The organism is Methanobrevibacter smithii ATCC 35061 (assembly GCF_000016525.1).
Taxonomy (GTDB): Archaea; Methanobacteriota; Methanobacteria; order Methanobacteriales; family Methanobacteriaceae; genus Methanocatella; species Methanocatella smithii.
Window position 1 is genome coordinate 1,069,751 of sequence record NC_009515.1, and the last position, 24,178, is coordinate 1,093,928.

The 24,178-nt window shown below is 29.2% G+C and carries 5 protein-coding genes; 1 reads left to right on the forward strand and 4 read right to left on the reverse strand.

Annotated features, from left to right (window positions below):
- Nucleotides 1-41: 41 nt before the first annotated feature.
- The 3 genes from MSM_RS05610 to MSM_RS05620 all read right to left on the reverse strand — a co-directional run bounded on the left by MSM_RS05610 (nt 42) and on the right by MSM_RS05620 (nt 17,999).
- Entirely contained in the window at nt 42-5,771 is a 5,730-nt protein-coding gene (locus tag MSM_RS05610) for a beta strand repeat-containing protein (RefSeq protein WP_011954295.1), read from the reverse strand.
- A gap of 130 nt (nt 5,772-5,901) precedes the next feature.
- Nucleotides 5,902-12,207: an Ig-like domain-containing protein gene (locus MSM_RS05615; RefSeq protein WP_011954296.1), complete on the reverse strand. Its 6,306-nt coding sequence runs from the start codon at nt 12,205-12,207 to the stop codon at nt 5,902-5,904.
- Between the two features lie 152 nt (nt 12,208-12,359).
- Nucleotides 12,360-17,999 carry a hypothetical protein gene (locus MSM_RS05620; protein ID WP_011954297.1) on the reverse strand — a complete coding sequence of 1,880 codons (5,640 nt, stop codon included), beginning with the start codon at nt 17,997-17,999 and terminating at the stop codon, nt 12,360-12,362.
- Nucleotides 18,000-18,332: 333 nt separating this feature from the next.
- On the opposite strand from MSM_RS05620, the gene MSM_RS05625 reads away from it, so the two are divergent.
- The gene (locus MSM_RS05625) at nt 18,333-19,550 is read left to right on the forward strand and encodes a DDE-type integrase/transposase/recombinase (protein WP_011954298.1); all 1,218 of its coding nucleotides are present in this window, start codon (nt 18,333-18,335) and stop codon (nt 19,548-19,550) included.
- Between the two features lie 76 nt (nt 19,551-19,626).
- On the opposite strand, the gene MSM_RS05630 is transcribed toward MSM_RS05625, so the two are convergent.
- A complete protein-coding gene (locus MSM_RS05630) occupies nt 19,627-24,102 on the reverse strand; it encodes a right-handed parallel beta-helix repeat-containing protein (RefSeq protein ID WP_011954299.1) in 4,476 nt (1,491 codons plus the stop codon).
- Between the last annotated feature and the right edge of the window lie 76 nt (nt 24,103-24,178).

The window sequence follows — 24,178 nt, forward strand, 5'->3', positions numbered from 1 at the left end:
GTTAAAAAAAGAAAAAAAAGTAAGAGAATTATGAATTCTCTTTAAGGACTTATTTTTATTGTGTTTCCTGTTTGGAAGTCATTCCAGTAGGAAGTTATGATGTATTCGCCACTCATTAATCTGATTCCTAAGCTTGCAATACCGTCTTTATTAGTAACTTTGTGATAGAAAACACCATTTACGTTAAATGATACATTTTGGTTAGCTAATGGCTTACCTTGACCATCTAAAGTTAAAGCAGTAAAATTGCTGCCGTCTAAGTGTTTCATGGAGAGATCTTTTGTTACTAAAGTTGGCATGACAGTGACTTTGTTTCCAATGTCTAATCCATCATACATTGTTGTAATGATATAGTTTCCTGGTCTTAAAGCTATTCCTAAGCTTGCAACACCGTTTTTATCAGTGGTTTTAGTGTAGAATACACCGTTGATGTTAAAGGTTACATTCTTGTTTACTGCTAAAGATCCGTCTTTATTGTAGACAGTTGCTTCAAATCTGGAAGCATTTAAGTAATATTTGGTTAAGTCATTTTGCATGATTAATGATTTTACGGTTATGTTAAATCCTTTTTCTTCACCGGTTAACGGGTTGTAAGCAGTTAAAATATAAGATCCCGGTCTTAACATAATACCCAAATCAGCTACACCGTCTTTATCAGTCTTTTTGGTGTAGAAAACACCATGAATGTTAAATTTAACTTCAGTGTTAGCTAATGCTTTTCCTGTGCTGTCAGTGAATTTAGCATAGAATCTGGTAGCATTCTGATACATTTTAACCAAATCTTTACTTATAATAGTCGGATTAATAGTTACAGTAATATTCTTACTTATTTTATTATACATATCTGAACCATTATATGAAACAGTAGCCTGATAAACATTAGATACTAAGTTAAGTCCCATTGAAGCAGTACCGTTAGCATCAGTTGTTTTAGCATAAGTTTGACCATTAATAGTAAAGTACACAGTTGCATTAGCTATAGGATTACCTAAATAATCAGTTAAAACAGCAACCATTCTGGTACCGTCTTTGTAAATCATCACAATGTCAGAAATGTTTAAATTAACTTTTTTATTAATATCTACAGTGAAATTAGTCCTGATTACTTGTTTTTCATAGTTTTTATCACCAGAATAAGTAACAGTCACATTATAGTTTCCTGCAACTAAATCTTTAATGGTTAATTTTGCAGATCCATTAACAAGAACTACATTATAAGATTTGCCATTTACCAATACAGTTACATTGCCTGTTGCATCTTTAGGACCAACAACATTAATTACACTATCCTCACCAGCAACACTAGCATTAACATCTACTTTCAAGGAATCTTTAGCTTTATTAACAGTTAAAGTTGAAGAATTAGTTACATCAGAAATAACTTTACTGCCACTTACAGAGTAAACTAAAGTGTATTTTCCGGCATTTAACTGTCCAATTACAAAACTGACAGTACCATTTTCATCAGTAACTAAAGTATAAGTTTTACCGTTGACTTTCAAGGTCACATTAACATTAGCTAATGGATTATCTTTAGCATCCATTAAAGTAGCATTAGCAATTACAACATCACCATAATCAGCAACAACATCATTAACTTCAATAATACCTTTACCAATACTTGCAACACCATTATAAGTTACACTCTGACCGTCAACAGTAGCAGAAATAGTATAATTACCTTCTTTAGCTTCAAAACCATTAACAACATTATTAGCTATTGTACCATTAGCAATACTCAAAGTACCATTAACCATAGACATATTGAAATTACGTAATGGTAAAGAACCATTATAATCAGTTAAATTAGTTCCATTAAAGACTTTAAATGCTAAAACAGCACCCTGCAACAAACCGGTGTTATTAGTAACATCTAAAGTTAAAACCAACCATGTATCAGGAGTCATATTAACAAGGGTTCTGTTTGCATCAACAACAGTAAATACTGGTTGAGTATTGTTACCCCACCAATTGTTATTTAAATCAATGATTCCAGTAGTTGGACTGCCTAAATTAGTCCATGAAACAGCATTTGGATTTACAATATAACAATTAGTAATGTTAAGTATGCCAAATGCATTAGTTGTTAAAACTTTACCTTTAATATCAATAATACAATTATTTAAAGATACATTACCAGATCTGTTTAAATTAGGTCTAAAACCAACATTGTTAATGTTATTGATGTTTATAAAAGTACAATTATCAAATTTAATAATATTTTGCCAGTTATACTCTGCAGAAGAACCATAATATGATCCAAATATATCTCCAGCAGCTATTGATTCATTGTATCTGAAAATACATCCATATGATTCAACTCTATTTAAACCAGCTAAATATATGTAACCTTTTTTATTTTGAATATCTGTTCTTCCAGCATCAGTTGAAGTTCTTCCAAGGTCTTGAATTGTAGTATTAATTAAAGTTATACCAGCATCAATTCCTACAATGTTTCCATAGTGAGATCCACTCCACCAGTAAGCTTCTTCAACTAATGAATTCTGTAAAGTCATGTCTTTAATTACAAAAATATTTGATCCCCTGTATGCATAATTTGCAAAGAAGTAAGAATTATTAACTATTAAAGTACCATTGTTAGTTAATCCTCCACCATATGATGAAAAACCATTTCTTACAAATGAACAGTTGTTAATAATCATATTTCCAGAGTTTAATACTGCTCCCCCAAGAGTTCCTTTATTATTTTCAAAGTAAATATTATTTAAATGAACATTTGAACCTGGCAAAGCAATAATAGGAGAATGAATATTTTTTACATTTTGATATGGATATACTGCACTAGCATCTGCTTTAGAACCATTAACCATACTCATATTTTCAATAGTAATTATATTACTGCCTTTAGCTATTGTAAAGAAATCATTAGTTTGATTACCGCATAAAATAGTTTTATTAACTCCAGCACCAGTAATTGTTACGCTTACAGTAGATGAAAGCTCAATATTTGTATTACCTTCACCTGAATAAATACCTTCCAAAACATGAATAAATAACACATAACTTTGAGAATATCCGTAGTTTAATGCTTTTTTAATTGTTTTAAATGGTTTAGCTAAGCTGCCATCACCATTTACATCATCACCTAATTTATCAGAAACATAAACAGTTACATTATTTTTTAATGGTTTTAAAGCTACTTTAACAGTTCCATTAATGATTTTATCACTTGCATCTGCAAATACATAATCACCAGACAAAGTATAAGTTCCATTTTTAAATCCAAGATAATCTAGTGATGCAATACCATTAACAACCTCAGAAGTTCCCATATAAGTACCATTCAAATAGAACTTAACAGAACCTCCACCAATTACAGCACCAGAAATATGAGATACAGACATAGACACAGTATCTGCTAAAAATTGAGTAGTTAAATTATTGAAAGTTATAGTAAGATTAGTTAACTTAGCATCAACATATTGCTTATTGTCAGAATGTTCTATGTAAATATCCTTACCATTAATTACAGCTGTGTTATCTTTGAAAATACAGCCAGTTAATGTAATATTAGAATCTACAGAATAATAATCAGAAGTATGATGAGGAGCTAAGTAAATTGCACCACCATAATTTGCAGAATTGTTTATAAAAGTACAATCAACAATAGAACCCATAACAGTTTGAATTGCTCCACCTTTATCACCAAAACAATCAATAAAAGTAGAATTAATCACATCACAAAGCATTTTATAATTATTATAAGTATTTGAAAATCCTATAAATGCAGTTCCATTATTTTTCTTGAAATAATCATTTTTAGATAAAATAAAAGAAAGTAATGAACCAGTGTTATTTATAAACTTATTATTAATAGAAATACCTTGCTGAGTAGCCCTAACTAAACCAAAATTATTTTCAAATACAGAATTAGTTATATTAATATAACCTCCTTCAAGGAAATAAAGATTATATGCATTATTTATTTTATTATTAGCTAAATAAGATTTATCAATAGATGAAACACCAGTAATCATACCTGTATTATTGCAAAATGTCAAATTATCAATAGTAGAACTTCCATCTATAATCTTACCACCATAAGTGTTAACATTGTCAGAAATTATACAATCTTCAATAACAGAAGGTGCATTAGTAGTTATTAATGAATATAATCCACTAATATATTTTGTTATTGAACCGTTTTTATAAGTTAAATTTTTTAATACGACATTTGTGTAACTACCAGTTTTTAAAAACCAATTTCTATTTTGACCATCAATTAATACTTTATTATATCCTTCACCTACCAAAGTTAAGTTACCAAGGTTAGAAAAAGTTAAATTAGTATTATTAACTCCACTATAAGTTCCACTATTTATATGGATAGTTGGATATAAAGATTTTCCAAAACCGTAGTTTATAGCATAACCAATGGTTTTAAACGGATTAAGTTTAGAACCGTCACCAGTTAAATCATCACCATTTACACCATCAACCCATAAATCAATAGGAGTTTGATCAATATTAACAGATAAAATACCCGGAGTCATAGAAACATTATTACTGCCCCAAGTACCATTAATAACTAAATCACCATTAGGAACTAACTTAGTTAGAGATAAAACAGCTAAACCATTAGTAACTGCTGCTTGACCTACCTGTTCACCATTAATATAAAAAGTAACACCATTATATGCCTGAGTTTGACCTGAAACATTGTTTCCATCTACATCAGTTACTCTACATGAAACTTTAAAAGTAGGAGAAGTTGTAGAATTATTTAAAAAAGTAATAATTACATTCATACTTCCACCATTAAATATTTGACCTTTACTTGCAGAAGTAGAATTAACAAAAGCATTACCTTTAACAAAATTCTTACCATTAATATTAATTACAGCACTACTTTGCCCTTTATTGTTACAGTTGATAAAAGTATTGTTTACAATAATACCATTTCCATTATATCCGGAATTAGCATATAATGCAGCATCATATGCATTACCTGAAGTGGATATATTAACAAACCTATTATTCTTAATTATAGTACTATTATATACATTAATATATGCACCTGCACCAGTACAATAAGTGCTTCTAGCAATAGAATTTTCAAATACACAATTCATAAGTTGTGCATTTTGCATACTACTTGCAAAAATTGATCCTCCATAACTATTAACACTATTATTCCTAAAAATAGAATTAGTTACTTTAAAATCATTAGATTGTTGATAAATTGCACCACCATTATAACCTGTTGCATAATTATCCTCAAACAAACAATTATCAATAGTTAAAACAGCATTACTTGTAATAGCACCACCAGTATTGGATTTACCATTAATAAATGCAATATTTTTAAAAACAATTATAGAATCCCCACTCATTGACTTAAAAATAGGAGCCATCTGTTCCCCATCAATAAATGTCTTATCATATCCTCGACCAATAAAAGTCAAAGATCCATTATAATTTTTATGAGCCAAATTAATACTTAAATCAGTATTATTATCCCCAGTGAATGTTCCTTCACTTAAATAAATAACTGCATTATCAGAAGCATTGACACTTGAAATACCCTTATTTATTGTAGCATAAGGACTAGTTTGACTACCAGAATTTGAATCATCACCAGTAGTATTCACATAAATCGTCTTATCATAACTTATCCCATCACCAACATGAGATGAAGCACTATCAACTGCCAAAACATCAGCAGAAGAACCCTCCTGAGCACTAACAGCACCAAGAGTCAAAATAGCCAGTAATAAAATACCAACTAACATCACTTTATTTAATCTCATTAAAATTTCACCAAAAAAATTTAAAATTATACTTAAAAAACATCAAGTATAATTAAAAAATAACTATATTTAATCTCATATTTAATAGTTATCTTGAAAATTAAAAAAATAATAAAATGTGAATAAATTATTATAATTTGTTCACTAAAATAGTATTAGAAGTAGCATAACTACCATAGACAGATGTAATAATGTATTTACCAGCCATCAAATTAATATTTAAGCTGGCAACACCATTAACATCAGTAATCTTGTTATAAAATACTCCATTAATGTTGAAAGTCACAGTCTCATTAGCTAATGCACGACCAGTACCGTCAACTAAACGAGCCTTAAACTGACTGCCATCCCTATAATTCATAGTCAGATCACTACCTTCCAAAGTAGGTAAAACAGTTACTTTTTTACCAACTTGAAGACCGTCAGGATGAATAGCTGTTAAAATATATTCCCCAGGATTTAAATTAATATTTAACTTAGCTACACCATCCCCACCAGTTTCACGAGTATATAAAACACCATTAATGTTAAACTTAACTTTAGCATTAGCTAATGGATTACCCTGACCGTCTAAAAATTTAGCATAGAACTGAGAGTCATTGCGATAATATTTGACCAAATCGTTAGCTTCTACTGTTGGCAGAACTGTAACATTAAATGACATTAATAAACCATCATAAGGATTATGTACTGTTAAAACATACTTTCCAGCCCATAATTTAATACCTAATGTAGCTATACCATCATCATTAGTTTTGCGAACATAGAATACACCATTAATATTCATTGACACGTTAGTATTAGCTATTGGATTACCTGCACCATCAATTACTTTAACATGGAACTGAGACTCATTAAGATAATATTTAACCAGATTGTCCCCCAATATTGTCGGTAAAACTTTCACAATAGCTTTTGCAAATGCATTGTCTGATTCAGTAGGACCATAATATGCACATAACACTTCATATTCGCCAGGTCTAAGGTTAATATTCATAGTTGCCCAACCATTTTCATCAGTTGTGCGATTATAAGTTTTTCCATTAATAGTTATAGCTATTGTACGATTTACCAATGGATTTGAATAGGAATCCAATAATTGTACATAAAATTGTGTTCCATTACGATAATTTTTAGTGCAGTTTAAGGCAAACAGATATGTTGAATTTCCTGAAACAACCAAAGTAGTTTTTACAGATGATTTTTTATAGGTATCGTCACCGCCAAAAGTTGCCTTAATATCATAGAATCCGGGAGATAAAACAGTATCCAAAAATGCCTTACCTTCAGAATCTGTAATAGCATAATAACTTTGATTACCAACTGCAAATTTAATTTCCTTGCCTTTGATATATGTTCCGTTTTCATCAATTAAAACAACATAGTAATTACTGCTACCACTTAATTCAGAATCTCCAGCAATTAAAACTGTTTTAGTAGTATTGCCTACAGACTCCACATTCACATAGTTAACTCCATAACTTCCAAGATAGGAATTACTGCCTAAATAATAAGTGGAAATAATATATCTGCCATAATCTAAATCAAAGCTAAATATTACCTTACCATCTTTTGCAGTTACTCCTTTGTAAGATCCGACAAAATCACCATCAATTGTAGAAATATTAGCTAAAATAGTAGCATAATTAATAGGATTACCTAAAACATCACTTAAAACAACAGTGAAATTCATAGACTCATTATCATAACCATTAACATCACCAGATTCAATGTTAGTAGAAGTCCTGTTAGAATCAACCACCAATATATAAGATGAACCGGATGATGGAATATAATTTGGATTATCTATATGATAACTAATCAGATACTTACCAACACCAAGACTTAAGAGTAAACGAGCTACACCATCATTATTTGTAGTGGCTGTGTAGTTTGTTCCATTTATATCAATCATGATTTGCATATTTTTAACAGCTGCATTCCTGCTATCAAGTAGTTTTATCACATAATACTTAGCTTCACCAACATTCATAATAACGTCAGATGCAAGAATTGTAGTCGGCATACGATAAACAGACACGGTACTTGAATTTTTAGCAAACAAACCATAATATGGGTTAGTGTATTGGTAAGTAATATTATAAATACCAGGATTTAAAGTAATCTGCAAACGGCCATACCCATAAATGTCAGTAACAACATTGTAAGTTTGCTGCCAATCACCGGAAGAAATTGTAACAGCAATATTCTTACCATACAAACTATATGCATTAGTATCATTGAAAGAAATTACAAAATACCTATTTTCACCATAATACTGAACAAAATCACTTGCATTAATAGAAACCTGACCAGGTGCAGTTTGACTATCAACAACAATAGTAGCAGCACCAGTTGAATCAATATACCATATATCACCATCAAAATCAAAAGTAGCTAAATAAGTACCTTCACCTTGAGCAATACGGAAAGTTACTTCTCCATTACCATCAGTTACACCAGTATAAGTTTTTAATAAAACTCCTTTGTACAGATTTAACTTTATAGTTGCATTAGTTACTCTGTGACCAAACATATCAGTTAAAACAACAGTATAAACACCATTTAATGGAATTTTACTATAGTGGAAACCTGAAATAACTGTTAAAACCTTATTAACAGTAATAGTTCCACTGCCTTTTGCAGAACCGTAAACATCATCACCTGCATAGCTGGCAGTTATCTGATAAGTACCCGGAAGATAATTAATAGTTAATCTGGCTACTCCATCATCACCAGTTTGCAAAGTAAAAGTATCAGACAAATTGCCCTGAGTTATAACAACCTTAATATACTCTCCTCTAATTAATGTACCGTGTTCATCCCTTAAAGTGATATTATACTCATTTCCAACACCATAGAAAACAACATCAGGCACTTCAATTGTTGAATTAACAGGACGGATTTCAACATAAGATACAGAAGAGCTTGGCAGATACCAGCCGTCACCTTTATACTCACATTTAATAGTATATTTTCCAACATCCAAACTTAATAGTGCATCAGCACGCCCAGTAGAATCAGTAGTAATAACAGCAGCCCTTGTTCCTCCTTTAGAATCAATAATAGTGATTGTTATACTTTGATTAACAATTCCTACCTGTCCATTTGTTAAAACTGCATAAAAATTAACATTTTTACCATAAAAAGTGTAATTATAACTAATCAAATAAGTAACAGATGGACTAATAGTAATCTGAGCAGATTTATTACACCCTTCAAAATAACCATTACCATCATAATAAACAGATATGTTATATACCCCTACAGGATAAGTCAACTCAAACTTGGCATAGCCTTTTTCATCAGTTACTAAAGTGAAGTACTCTTTTTCACCATTTGGAGTTGTAATAACAACAGTTAAAGCCTGATTGAAAATTCTATGACCGTTTACATTAATTAAAGTAATTTCATAATTATTATTGTTTCCATAAACTACTACATCATCCATTATTAACTGAGTGTTATTATTTCTAAGTGTTAAGTCTAAAAGTTGATTATCAATCCTTGCATAAACATTAAAGTCAGCAGTAGTTTCATTTTGAACAACATATGCATCAGCTTTATTATTTACAAGAGAAGTGTTAAGTGGAGATATTATTCCATAATCTGATGAGAAATAAACATCTCTAGTTGGAAGAACCTTATCCAAACTACTAATATTTCCATTATTATCAATTAATTTATTTAAAGCAGCAATAATATGAGTGTTTGTAACAGCATCTAAAGACATGATTACCCAATTATCAAGAGTTAAAGATCCGATATGTACAAAAATCCTATTACCATCAGGTTTTTGATTAGAACCCCACCAGTTACTTGAATAATCAACTTCACCGTCATAAACAAAAATATCATTACCTCCGTAAGTAGCAGAATTATTCAAAAATACAGAATAATGAACAATCTTAGTACCTGCAAGAGCACCACCATAAGCAGCTTTATTTTCAATAAAAACAGAATAATAAACTTCATTAGCAGTAGCTATTCCCCTATATGAATAGGTAGAATCCAGATTACCTATACCGGAATTGTCATTTTTATAGAAATAAGAATTATTGATTAAATCAGCACTTACATAACAAACAGTATTGGAATCAAAGAAAGAATTATTTACAACAGCCCCTTCAATTAACCTACCATTATTTTTAATAAAAGAACAATTGTTTACTTCTCCATGACAGGTTCCATAAACACTGCGTCCTAATCCAAGTCCTATGCGATTACTTGCATAATAATCACCAGGTATGAAATTATTCTCTACAAAAGAACAATTAGTAATGTATGCAAATACAGTACTTTTAGATAAATCCCCAACTATATTTTTACCTAATGAAGATGAAGAAGAATAAATAGTAGGATTTAAATTAACAATACCTACAGTATTGCTTCTAAATACTGAATTGGAAATAGAAATATAATTCCAGACAGGGAAACAAACATTGTATGCTTCCATACCCCTATAAGTGTAAATATTGCTGCATTTTTCAGCAGATATATTATTAATAGTAATATTGGCTCCGCCTCTAATTAATGGACCTACAATGTTTTTAAAAGTGATGTTGTCCACATATACATTACCGTTATTTTGAACACCATTACTTGTTGAAACAATACCAACAGAACGGATATCATAGAAATTGGAATTTAAAACTGTTAAATTTCCTCCTTTAACAATAATCAATTCATTAGAATACTGTTTTAAATTAACTGTAAAATTTAAATTTTTAAGAGTCAAACTACCCCATTCTTTAACTATGAATATATTACGGTCATTTTCCCTACTTAAAATTACATTACCAACACCAACAACAGATAAATTTTTAACAATTTCCAAATTTGAATTCCAATTATTTGTATAAGTGCCGTTTAACAAATAAATAGTATTTCCATTTAATGCTTTAGCTATTGTATGATCCAAAGTTTTATAGGGATTATCATGACTTCCATCACCAAACCCGTTGTGTCCTGTTGGTGAAACATACCAATCATAATCAGTTAATCCTGTACCGACAATAAGTCTTAATCTTTGAGAATTAATTACAGCATAAACAATTGAACTTTCATTATTGTTTCTTAAATAATTAGAAAATGTACCATTAACTAAAGTTCCACTACTATAATCAAATTTACCATTTTGAGACTCGAATTTAACACTCATTTGAGGAAGTAAAGAAGGATTATCCAAATATTTCATGGAATCCCCATCAGTATATTTATTTAAAGTTGCCCTAAACTCCGCATTAGTACCTACTTTAATCGGAGACTCATCACATTCAAAAGTCATTACAACCCAATATTTAGTGTCTGATTTAACATACTTAAGAGAAGGTCCTTTATTTACCCCCCACCAATTATAATTTGCTGAAACATTATTTGCATAAGCACCATTACCATAAATTTCGCCTAATACCACAGAATAAGTTATATTAAGATTAGAATTAGCAATATTAATACTGCTATCAAAATATGATGATTTAATAGTTGCATCAGAATTAAATAGAGAAGACAAACCTGAATAACCGGAAGTTCTAAAGTACACATCACTTATATTAACTACAGAGTTTTCTGCTCTAAAACCCGCATCAGCAGTTGTATTTTTAACTACCAATGTACCATTATTACATGCTAATTGCCCTACTTTTGAGTTAATAACAGTCATGGTAATGCTTTTAAAAATATCAACATCAAAATTAGGGTTTGAAGAAATTCCAAAAGTTTGAGAATTATTCACAAATAAATTATGAAAATTATAAATTGCAGGATTCTTATTTGAATAGCTTATAATCAATTTACTATTAACAACACTACAGTCTCCCAAATTAAAAATCATATCCGCATAATTAGAACCAACACAATTAGAAAATTTAGAATCATAAACTTTTAAGTCGCCTTCATTGTAAATAACTCCCATAAAAGAATTAATATTCTTAAATTCCACATTTGACAATGTTAAAAATCCTTTATTGTAAATAACACCATAATAACTAGAATATTCAGTTGTTTTTCCATTGACAAAGTTAATATTTTCCAAAATTAATGATTTGGACTCGAAAATATTAAAAAATGTACTTTGTCCATTACCATTAACTGTTACATTGCCCGTTAATGATTTAATTACCAAATTTTTATTTATTTCAATGTTTAAATCACCTGGACTGCTATAAATTCCATCCATAAGAATAACAGTAGAATTATCACTAGCCATATTAACTGCTTCACCAATTGAAGAATATGGTTTATCCTGACTACCATCAGGTACTATAGATAAATTTGCAGAAGGATTTACATAAACATTGTTATCCCCATTATCTCCAATAATAGAGTCTGTATCATAGTTATTTTCAACAATTACATTATCATCAACATTAGTACTGTTAAAATCATCACTAGCACTAGCTAAACTTATTGAAGACAATATAATCAAAAATAACATGAATATAAATGCATTCTTTTTAACAAAAATAATTAACACCTCTTAATTAAATTATACTTGGTTATAAATCAACCATAATATTATTATTTTTAATAAAAAGAAGTATAAAAAACTTTCTAAAATATTAGAAAAAAGAAAAAAAGAAGGTTTAATTATTCATTTTCCCTATCTTTTCTGCGTTTATAACCTATAAACAGACAGATTATAAGAATAATGATTAAACCAATAAATGTAAATATTGTGTTTGGATTGTCTAATTGCTTAGTTACATCCTCTTCATCAATCTCATATGCTTTAACATCATCACTGCTGGAACTGGATGAACTAGACTCTCCAGCATCAGATGAACTAGATCCGCCAGCACTAGCTGAAGAAGCTGCATTTGCAGTCAAACCTACAGTAAGTAAGTTTTCATTAGCATTACCACCATCTATTTGGCTTAAACTATTAGCATTAGAACTGCCATTAACTCCCTGATTTGAAGTAGGATTTCCACCTTGAGCAGGTCCACCATTAGGACCATATTGGCCACCACCGCCAGGACCTAAATTACTTCCAGGACCAGGAATTCCACCACCAGGACCGGAAGGACCAGGACCGGTATTTCCACCAGGTTTACCTTGGCCTCCAATTTGAGGACCAGTATGCCAAATAGGATTTGTCTTAGTAATCACTGTAGGGCCGGAAGCAGGCTTATCATTACCTCCCGGAGTAACAGTTCCATTTCCATTTGGCTTGTCTGGTACTACAGTAGGAGCCCAATTAATAATTGACCTGACTAATGGCTTAAATACAATTTTATCACCTAAATTAAAAGGAGAATCATCTGGGACTCCTTTTTTACCATTAGATTCCCAGTAATTATACCTTGCATCAACATATAAATGTGAACTGTCATATACACTGAAACTTTCAGCTTTAGGTGCTTTGTTATTTACAATATTAGAATTATGTATAACCATATTAGCAGATCCTAAATAAAATGCCCCACCTGATTCCAAACCAAGATTATTAGAGATAGTTGAATTAAAGATATTCAAATTATTCTGAGTGTGGCCATAGTAAACATATGAACCGTAACTGATAGCTCCACCATAACTTGCAGAATTATTGCTTATAATTGTATTAGTAATTAGGAAGTTATTAGATATGTCTAAAGCACCGCCTTTACTTCCTGCACGATTATCAGTAATTATACAACCATCAATACGTCCATCATTTGCCTGAACAGATAATGCTCCACCATTAACTACTGCCTTATTATAACGGACAATAGAATCTTTAAGAGTGAATTTATCAAATGTTCCATAAATTGCTCCACCATCACCATAATTCCTATAAACATAAGAATTCAAGTTAGAATTATTACCTTCAATAGTGGAATTAGCCACATTATTTGTAAAAGAACAATTAGTTAAGTTCAATGAAGCTTTTGGTTTATATGTTGAATATTCACCATAATTTGAAATAGTTCCAATAGCTCCTCCTTTATAAGCATTATTATGATCAAATATTGAATTAGCAACTTCTAAAACAGTATTTTTGTTAAATATTGCTCCACCAGTACCTAAAGGAACTTCACATACTGATCTGTGTTCATAACGAACACCTTCATCAATAGACCATCCGGTAGAATACCTTTCAAGCATACAATGATCCAAATTAAGAACTGCAACATTCATGTAAAATACAGTATTATTAATTGTAAAAGATTTAGATGAATCTGTGTAAATAGCCCCACCATGAACACCTTTATTATCACGAATTACTGATGAAAGAATAGTAGTTTTACCAAAGTCCGCTATAGCTCCACCTCTATGAGCATAATTTCCAGATAATTCAGTTAAATTAATAACTAAATTACCGTAATTTAATATAGCTCCACCTAATCCAGTATTTTTACAGTCAACAGTATACCAGTACTCCTTGCCTCTGTCATCTACAGTTTTATTTATGAAATCAGGATTACTATTATCAAAATAAGCAGAAGAGTTGCAAATTATTGAATTATTAATGTATAAAGTACCATTATTAACAAATAATGAACCTCCATTAACATTATGTCCATTAGATACAATTAATCCATTTATTGTTAAAGTACCATTAGTTAAAATAGTAAATAACTGACTATTATTTGCATCAATAAATACTTTACCCGGATTAATAGCTAAAATAGTAATATTTTTATCAATAACAAGATTAGAATCATTAAATGTTCCATCAAGCAAGTAAATTACACAATGATTTAAAGATTTACCTAAAGCAAAAGCCAGAGAAGCATAAGGACGCTCTTTACTACCATCACCTGCAGTATCACTACCGCCAATTGCAACATAAAGTGCAAATGGAGTATTATCTATAACCAAATCATGCAATGCATAAACAGCTGCATTTGCACGTTTAGATCCATTACCACTAATAAGATAATTGTTTATAACTTTATTAAACAAATTCTCATTAGTTATAATCATAACTGCATAATCATCTCCTTTCAATGAATAAGAAAATATGTTATTATGAGCTACAGTATTACTTACTGATTTGCCAGTAAAGAAGACAGCTGATTGATTAGTAACGCTTGAATTTCCAGTAATGATTATATCATTGTATTTTATTGAATCATATGCAGAATTATAAGCATAATATCCAAATATGGAAAAGCCACTAATAGTTAAATTATTATGATTAAAGTTAGTATATCCAGAATCAACAGAATAAACAACCTTATCAGCTATTCCTGACATATTATTATAAGCAATTTCATTATCTTTAGAATTTTTAATAATTACAACATTTTCAAGATTGCTGAAAGTCATATTATTAGAAATTATATGATTTGAAGAAGTATCAAGTAATTTAATCATTACATTACTTTTTCCACCAGATAAACTATTATTAATTACATAATTACCCATACCGCCAACAACAATTACACTAGAGTTTGTTAAATTATTATTTTTAATATAAACTTTAGAAACATTGTTTAATGTTAATGTAGAGTTAATTAAAGTTAAATTAGTAATATTAACTGATGAAGCACCACTATTAAGAATCAGGTTAACAATTGAACTTACATTTTCTTTATAATATGTGATATTAACTGGAATATCAATACTTAAAGTTTGACCTTTAGTTAAATTATTAAGTAGCAACACATCATTGTTTTTAATAATTTTAGAGTTTATAGTATCATTAAAGTATATTCCGCAATTATTATCATCAATAACATAATAAGTAACACCTAACTCAACAATAGAAGTATTATTCTCAACAAATATTGGATTTGTTACATTAGCATAAATTAAATTACCAGTAATATTTGTATTATTTGTAAATTTAATTAATCCAATAGCCCCTTGTCCAATACCTAATATATCATGAATTTCAGTAATTTTAGATAAATTACCACCAAAGATATTGAAAGTGTTGTTTATAATAGAAATGTTGTCTGACATATATGTGCCAATACCATAAACACCGTTAGAATTACCATAAAGATAATTATTCACAAAAGTGACATTATAATTTTTATGCAACTCGATGAGATATGCCATATCCTTAGAATGAATAACAATATTATTATTAGAAATATTCAAATCATGGGGACTGCCAATAACATTACAGCTTGCTATACCGTAAGCTGCACCATCAGAAATAATGTTAATATTATTTCCCATAATTTCACTTTCAGTTAAAACATCAGCATAAATAGCTTCAGTTACACCAGTACCAATCATGATAATAGTATTTCCGGAAATTCTAAATCCTGAAGACATTACTTTATTATAAGTTAATCTTATAGGATTATAAGCAGGCATACTAATACCATAAGCATAAGCAGCTTTTGAATTAATATAAATATTATTATTTTTTAGAATTATGCCATTGCATACATCAACAACTGAAATAGCTGAATTAGCAGGACTTTTATCCTTCAACATTAATGTAATATTATTGTTAGATAACGAAACATCATCTACACCATTTAAGACTATAGCTTCTTTATTCATATTATAGAAATTAAAATCACGAATTAATGATCCGCTAGCATCTCCACTTAATGAAATAGTAACATTAAATAAAAGATTGCTTTGTTTATTACTAATAATATTGATTTTTTCTGTTATGAATACATCCTTGTTAGATAAGAATGTAAAGAAGATTACTTTAGTCTTATTTGCTTCAAAAGTATAATTCAAATAACCTCTTTCATCAAAGTATTTGTAGAAATTGTCATCATTAATAACTAAAGCTGTTGCATCATAAATAACCCCATTAATCATGTTGTCAGAGTTATTGTCTGCAAGTTCATCAGTAATCTCTTTGTAGATACCAACACTAGCATTAGTTTCAATTACATTACCTGATATGGTAGTTTTATAGATTAAACCTTTAATAGAAATACCATAACTTTCACTGCGAATAACATTGTTTAAAATATTATTATAATAATATCTCATGACATTTGATGTGGAAGTTACAGATATACCTACAGCATGAGTATCAACCATATTATTTGAAATAGTATTGTTACATCCAATAAATGTAATAGCATTATCATGATTAACTTTAATTTTATTATCATGAACATAAGAACAATTATCAGTGATACTAATACCTACACCATAATTCTTAATATTAACAGTATTGTTAAAAGCTTCAGTATAATTACTTAAACCGATAGCACAATAAATATCTGTAAATGTTACATTATTATGTGCAACAATAGCAGAATATCCTTTTTCACCATTAACTAAAATACCATTACCCTGACTAGTTCCAGTTACGTTATTATAGGTAACAGATATATTCTTACCCATTGCAGAAACTGAAATACTGCTTTCTATAATAGTATTATTATATACTGTAGCATTATCTGAATATAAGCTAATACCATAACTGCCACGAATAATAGTATTATTAGCAATAGTTGTGTTGATATGGTTTTCATAAACCAACTGTAACACAATAGACATTGCTCCATTACAAAATGCTTTAAGGTAATTATCTGAAATAACGTTACCTAAACATAACGGTGATCCACCATAATCTGCATGTCCAAAGGGATTAAAGTAAATCAGATTACTAACTATCAAATCATTATAATCCAGAGTTTCCAATTTATTTTTAGAAATTATATTATAATGACATTGACCCATAACCATTACACAGGTAATGTAAGTACTCATATCATTACCAATAATTCTATTATAGCTAGACCATCCCATAGGCATTGCATAAACACCTGCAGCATTAGCTATTCTAATTGTATTGTTAACAATTGTATTATTGTTAGATTTAGTTATCCAAATACCATGTAACTGACCTACATATATTCCATTAATAGATAATGCACCTTTAGTATTGTTAATTGTAAGTCCTGAAACTGTAGATCCATCACTACCTTTAACTAAATGAATAAATCCATTTGAAATTTTAGAAGTATTATCTAAAGGCATTAAAGTTAACTGACGATCAATAACAAAACCTCTATCAGATATATTGCCTATTTTTAAAGTATCTCCAGCTACAATTCCTGATTCATTTTTGATTTGACCATTGAATTTGTAGAAATAATTATCATAATTATTTTGAGTAATTTCAATAGTTTTGCCGCCAATAATTGGGCTTAAAACAATATCCTGATTACCAATATCCAAATTATTAGATTCATGGTTAATAATTACGTTGTCATTCTGTTCCAAAACAATTGTAGAATTATCAGTATCATCTATTGCACTAACTGCACTTAATGATAAAATAAAACAACAAATCATTACCAAAATCAACATACCCTGTTTTTTAATATTTTCACCTCCCTTTAAATTAATTAAATAAAATTATAGTCCAACAAAATAGAATAAAAATATTATTAAATTGACTATGTTATAAATATCTGACATGATATATATTTAAATTTTTATACAATTTTTAAAAAGCATATCTGAATAAAAACAAATAATATAAAAATTTGATGAAAAGTTAATTAAACGTCACTTTCAAAAACTTGTGTGATTTGAATTTTCACTAGTTTTTGAGTCACGAATTTTTTTCGTTCTATTTTTTCTTTATTTTTAATTTAAAAGCAGTAAAATTAATATATTAAGTGGAGCTAATATATTAATATGTCTAGTATCAAAATAAAAGCTCCATATGAATTTATGGAGTCAAAACAATTTAAACTTTTCGATTTTGTTCCTGAGTTTTCTGAATTCCGTCAATTTGATGATCTTTATCGATTTGGTTGCGAAAATATTGAGAATAATCTTATCAGATTGGAAAAAAGAGGTAAAATACATTTTGAGAATAGAGTTGCAATTTGTCCATCTTGTAAATCACATAATGCTGTTAAAAATGGTACTTATGAACGTAAACTTATTTTTTTAAGAATTGGAGAACAAATTTGCACTATTCAAAAATATAAGTGCATAAAATGCGGTAAAGTCTTTTATACTGATTTATTATCTCTTGTTTATTCTAATTCAAATATTACATTGCCTGTTATTGAATGTATTGAGAATTTATATCAAATTTATGGAGCAGGGCTCCATAAAATACGATTTGATTTAAAACAACAACATAACATTGAAATCTCACATCAAAGCATTGAAAACATCTTATTGAACTCTAATTATCAATTTAACTATGATAATTGGACTTATTCTAGATATTACTTATTTGATAGTCTTTGGGTTAAAATTAATGGTGAATGGAACTATATTTTAGCCTTATTCGACGTTAAATTGAATACTCTCGTTTCCGTTAAATTGGTCGAATCAGAAGATTCTAAGACCATTTATCAATTTTTAAACGAATCTCTAAGAAATCAGAAAAAAATATCAATAGGCACAGACTTAAAACACGAATATCGTGAAGCCATCGATAAATTAAAAGTAAAACACCATTTCTGCAAATTTCACGTGAAACAAGCAGTAAACAAAAGATTTAAAGATTACTTTGACAAAAATCCATTATCTGAAGACGAAAAAGACATATTAAATTGTTTAAAACAGGACATTTATAAAATATTGGATGCAAAAGACTTAAATACTGCTAAAGAACTTAGAAACGAATTAATAAACAAAAAATATACAAAAAACAAGTTCACAAACAAAATTCTTTGGAAATTCATCATTCCTTACTTCAAAAAATTAACGACACACCTGGAAAACACGAACATCCCATCAACAAACAATAAAATCGAAAATATCTTCCAAAAAGTATTCCCAAAACACATAAAAAGAACAATGAAAATAGAACAAGGACTTCTAGCCAGATTCATGCTAAAACTAAATTATTGGAATTTAAACAATGAAAAAGAAAAAAATCACACAAGTTTTTGAAAGAGCCAATTAAACAATTAAAAAATATTAATAATATTCAAAAAAAGAAAAAAGTAAGTAAATAAAAGTTATTTACTTATTGTCTAATAGTAATAGTGTTTCCAATTTGTAAATTCTCCCAGATAGAAGTAATAATATATTTACCGGACAATAATCTGATACCTAAAGAAGCAATACCATTACTGTCAGTTACTTTATTATAGAATACACCATTAACATTAAATGTTATATTTTGATTTGCATAAGGTTTACCTTGACCGTCAATTAATGTAGCTGTGAATTTGCTGCCGTCATTATATTTCATGTCTAAATTATCAGTAAACATTACATTTTTAACTGTAATTTTATTGGAAACCATACAGTCTTTGTATATTGCAGTAACAATATAGTCTCCCGGAAGTAAACCAATTCCTAAAGTAGCTACACCATTTGCATCAGTTGTTTTAGTGTAGAATACACCGTTGATATTAAATGTTACTTTTTCACCAGCTCCTGCAACACTACCATCCTGTTTAATTACTTTAACTGAATATGCAGATGCATTTTTAAAGTATTTTACAAGATCATGGTTCTCAGTAAGTAAAGATAAAACTGTAACTGTGTTACCTTTCTGTTCTCCATTAGGACCAACAGCTGTAATAATGTATTTGCCAGGATATAACTGAATATTTAAACCAGCAGTACCGACTGCATTGGTTTTTTTAGTATACCATACACCATTAATATTAAATTTAACTTCAGTATTTTTTAATAAATTACCATGCCCATCATAGAATACAGCATAATATTGAGTGTCGTTTCTAAACATTTTAGTAACATCCCTACTTGAAATAGTAGATTTTATTAAAACATTTACTTCAGCATCACTGCCCCACTGTTTAGCATTGGAATCAAATTTGATGTAAACTGAATATTCACCAGCTACTAAATTAAGACCCATTGAGAATTTACCATCTTTATCAGTGGTTTTAGTGTAAGTTACACCATTAATAGTTATTTTTACATCAGCTCCAGCAATTGCATTACCGTTTAAATCTTTAAGAGTTCCTTCTAAACGGGTTCCGTTTTTATAATACATTACAACATCTTTAGCTGAAATTACAGTATAAACCATATCTCCGATAGTTAATTTTGAAGTAGCAGAACTGCCTAAGTAGTAATTATTTTCACTAGCATTGGCAGATATTGGATGTGATCCTGTGAAAGATTTAGGTATTTCATAAACAAATTTAGCTATTCCGTTTTCATCACTTACAGCTTTTCCAGCATATCTTCCATCAGTGAAGAATTCAACAGTAATTCCACTTACGCCATTGCCTAAAACATTTTTAACAGTAGCTGTGAAATAAACTTTATTACCTGCTTTTCCAATTACTTCATCTACTTTAATGTTTAATTTTCCTTTAGTTACAATTAAATTAGCAGTTGCATTAACTGATTTATAATTAACTTTAGATAAAACAGCAGTAATTGAGTAATATCCAGGAACATAGGACTCATTTAATTGATATTTTAAAGTAGCGACACCATCATTGAAAACAGCACTTCCAATTTTTACACCGTTTATGTAGAATGCTGCTTGAGCTGCAAGACCACCGGTGTATGGAAGTTTAGCAGTTATTTTAATGGTTGCATTGTCTAAATAAGATACAGTTACATCTGCAAATACAACATTTTCAAAGATATATTTGTAATTATTGTTGACAATATTGTTTTTACTATTATTTACACCGTCATTTCCACTGCCTTCTTTTCCAACCAAGTAATTGTTAGTAATAGTATTGTTAACAGATTTAGTATCTAAATCTACAGGATAACCTACATTAGATACAATTTCATTATTATCTATTATATTACCAGTTGAAATAGCTACAAAACGAATTCCTGCATTTCCTTCTTTAATTGAATCATAATTTTTAAATGAAATTGCTTTACCATTACCATTGGAAGTTATTTTATTATTGGAAATAACATTATTACTTGATGCATAACCTGCAAATCCATAAACCATATTTCCAGTTCCAGAAATAATATTTCCGGAAATTTTATTGTTGTTGGAAGAATAAGCTTCCATTCCATAAATAACTTCTGCAGCTGCATTAACTTTATTGTTTACAATAGTGGAAGATTGAGATAATTCTAAAGTAATACCATAATTTACATTATCTGCTGAAATTTTTACATCATTATCTTTAATTAAATTATTTTTTGAATTATAACCTGCTATAATACCTGTTGCAAAATAATTTCCGATAACTTCCACATTATTGTCAACGAATTTATTATTTGAAGAATATTTAGAAGATCCTGAACCGGTTTCAGATCCAATTACGCCCATACCATATAAATAATTGTCTTTTCCTTCAACATGAATATTGTTTCCAGAAATAATATTGTTACTTGAATCAAAGTAGAAATCAATACCTACTAATGAATTAGTGGAAAAATTACCATTAACAGTAGCTCTAGGTTGATTTACTAAAGATTTAACAGTTACATTATTGTTTAATACTTCATTGTCAGAAGAATAAATCATTAAAATACCATAGGTTCTGAAAATTTCTTTAACATCATTTTTACCGTCAATACATTTTGAAGCTTCATATAAATGTAATTCACCAGTTCCTAAAGTATTAATTACGTTTCCAGAAATAGCACAATTTTCTGCACCATATCCGAGAACTGTGTAAGTTAAATAATTACCGTGAGAGTAAAGAGTGTTATTTACCACTTCAACATTACCTGATCTGTAAATATAAATAGCATATGCTGCATTCGGATCAACAACACTAATATTATTGTTTAATATCATTACCTGATTAGTATCAACTACATTAACTCCCCATCTATTTAAAGAAGAAGAGTTTTTATTAATGATAGTTACATTTTCAATCCATACATGATTTGTAGTTACTTTAAACATTGAATCAGTAAAAACAGCATTTTTACCAAGGATTTTAATACCTTCAGTAATAAGCATTATTTTATTGTTAAAGTTTCCAACAAAGTTTAAAGTATCTCTCATTTTAATAGCTGAATTTAAATTACCGTTTTCATCAAAGAAACTAGAATAATTACTTTCCGTAACTGTGTAAATTGTACCATTAAAAACATACACCGGTTTTGATGGATCTACAGCTCCTTCAGGAGTTAATATTAAAGAACCATGACATTTGTTGTTTGAAATTGTGTAAGTATCTTTATCTGCTTCAGCAGCATCAATTGCATATTTATTAGTGGTAGTTATGTCATTACCTGTAATAACAATATTTGCAGGGAATTTAGTGCTGGACACTTTTTTAAGTAAAACACCAACACCAGTATTGGAAACTATATTATTATTTGTAACAGTTAAATAATCATATTTACCCATTTGAAAAATACCTGCAGAAGTATTGGTAGTTACATTATTATTTTTAATTGAAATATAATTACCTTCTGCCTGAATTCCATAACCGTTACCATGAATGTCAACAACATTATCAGTTACATTGGAATAATCTCCTGCAAGAATTCCAGCACCCATAAGTAATGCATTTTGAATTATATTATTGGAAACTAAAGAGGAATTACCTACAGCAATTGCATAGTCCCCACCTACAGTTTCATTAGTGTTGAAATCTTTACCTGTAGCATTGATAATTTTATTATCAGTTACAATAGTACCTACACCAGTAGAAGAAATGGATCTGTAATTACCGATGATAGTATTGGAACTTGCATTGTTATAATTTCCCATAAGCTGGATAGCATAATTCCAGGAAGTTGGAAGAACAGTTGCTTTTATAGTATTGTTGAAAATAACATTATAATTAGATATAGCTCCAACAAAAGCTCCCCCACCATAACTGGACAAATAAATTCCATTTGCATCATCAGTGTATAAATAATTATCAGCTATGTAATTGTAATGAGCACCACCAAGTACAATTAAAGAAGTAGACCTGGAACCATGCCCATAAGTTGCTCCATAAGTAGCTAATACATTGTTTGTAATATTATTATAACTAGAACCCGGATTTAAAGCAATAGGGAAAGAACTTGGACCGGAATTGTTTATTTTATTATTGAAAATATTACATTTGGTAGCCTCATTAAGGAATATTCCCTGAATATCAGTACCTTTATTTGCAATATTTAAGTTAGATACGCTACTTCCAGAGGATTCTTTTAAAAGAACCACAGTACAATCCTGCATTTTATTAGTTGATGTACCTACAACATTTAAAGGTTTATTTAAAATAAATTTTTTATCACTGAAAGTTCCATCCAAACTCATAGTATCTCCAGAATTAACAGAAGATGATTTGAGAGTACCATTCTCGTCAAAATAAGTACCATAATTAGATGAACTTACTGTATGAGACGCAGGTGCAGCTATAACACCACTATCAGAATAGTAATTATAACTAACTGGCTCATAAGATACCATACTATCTGAAATTATATTATCATCAACTGTTGCATTAACATCTTCAGCAGCACTAACTGCTCCGAGAGATACAAAAATCAATAATAATAAAATTAAAGAAAATTTAATATTTTTTACCATTTTATATCACATCATTAATTATATTAAATATAATTTAAGCAAAGTTCAATAAAGTATACCTTGCAAAAAATACATT

Bases quoted from the DNA above. Each gene is read 5' to 3' on its own strand.
- MSM_RS05610 (WP_011954295.1), bottom strand. From the start codon at position 5,771: ATGAGATTAAATAAAGTGATGTTAGTTGGTATTTTATTACTGGCTATT.
- MSM_RS05625 (WP_011954298.1), top strand. From the start codon at position 18,333: ATGTCTAGTATCAAAATAAAAGCTCCATATGAATTTATGGAGTCAAAA.
- MSM_RS05615 (WP_011954296.1), bottom strand. From the start codon at position 12,207: ATGTTATTTTTGATTATATTGTCTTCAATAAGTTTAGCTAGTGCTAGT.
- MSM_RS05620 (WP_011954297.1), bottom strand. From the start codon at position 17,999: ATGTTGATTTTGGTAATGATTTGTTGTTTTATTTTATCATTAAGTGCA.
- MSM_RS05630 (WP_011954299.1), bottom strand. From the start codon at position 24,102: ATGGTAAAAAATATTAAATTTTCTTTAATTTTATTATTATTGATTTTT.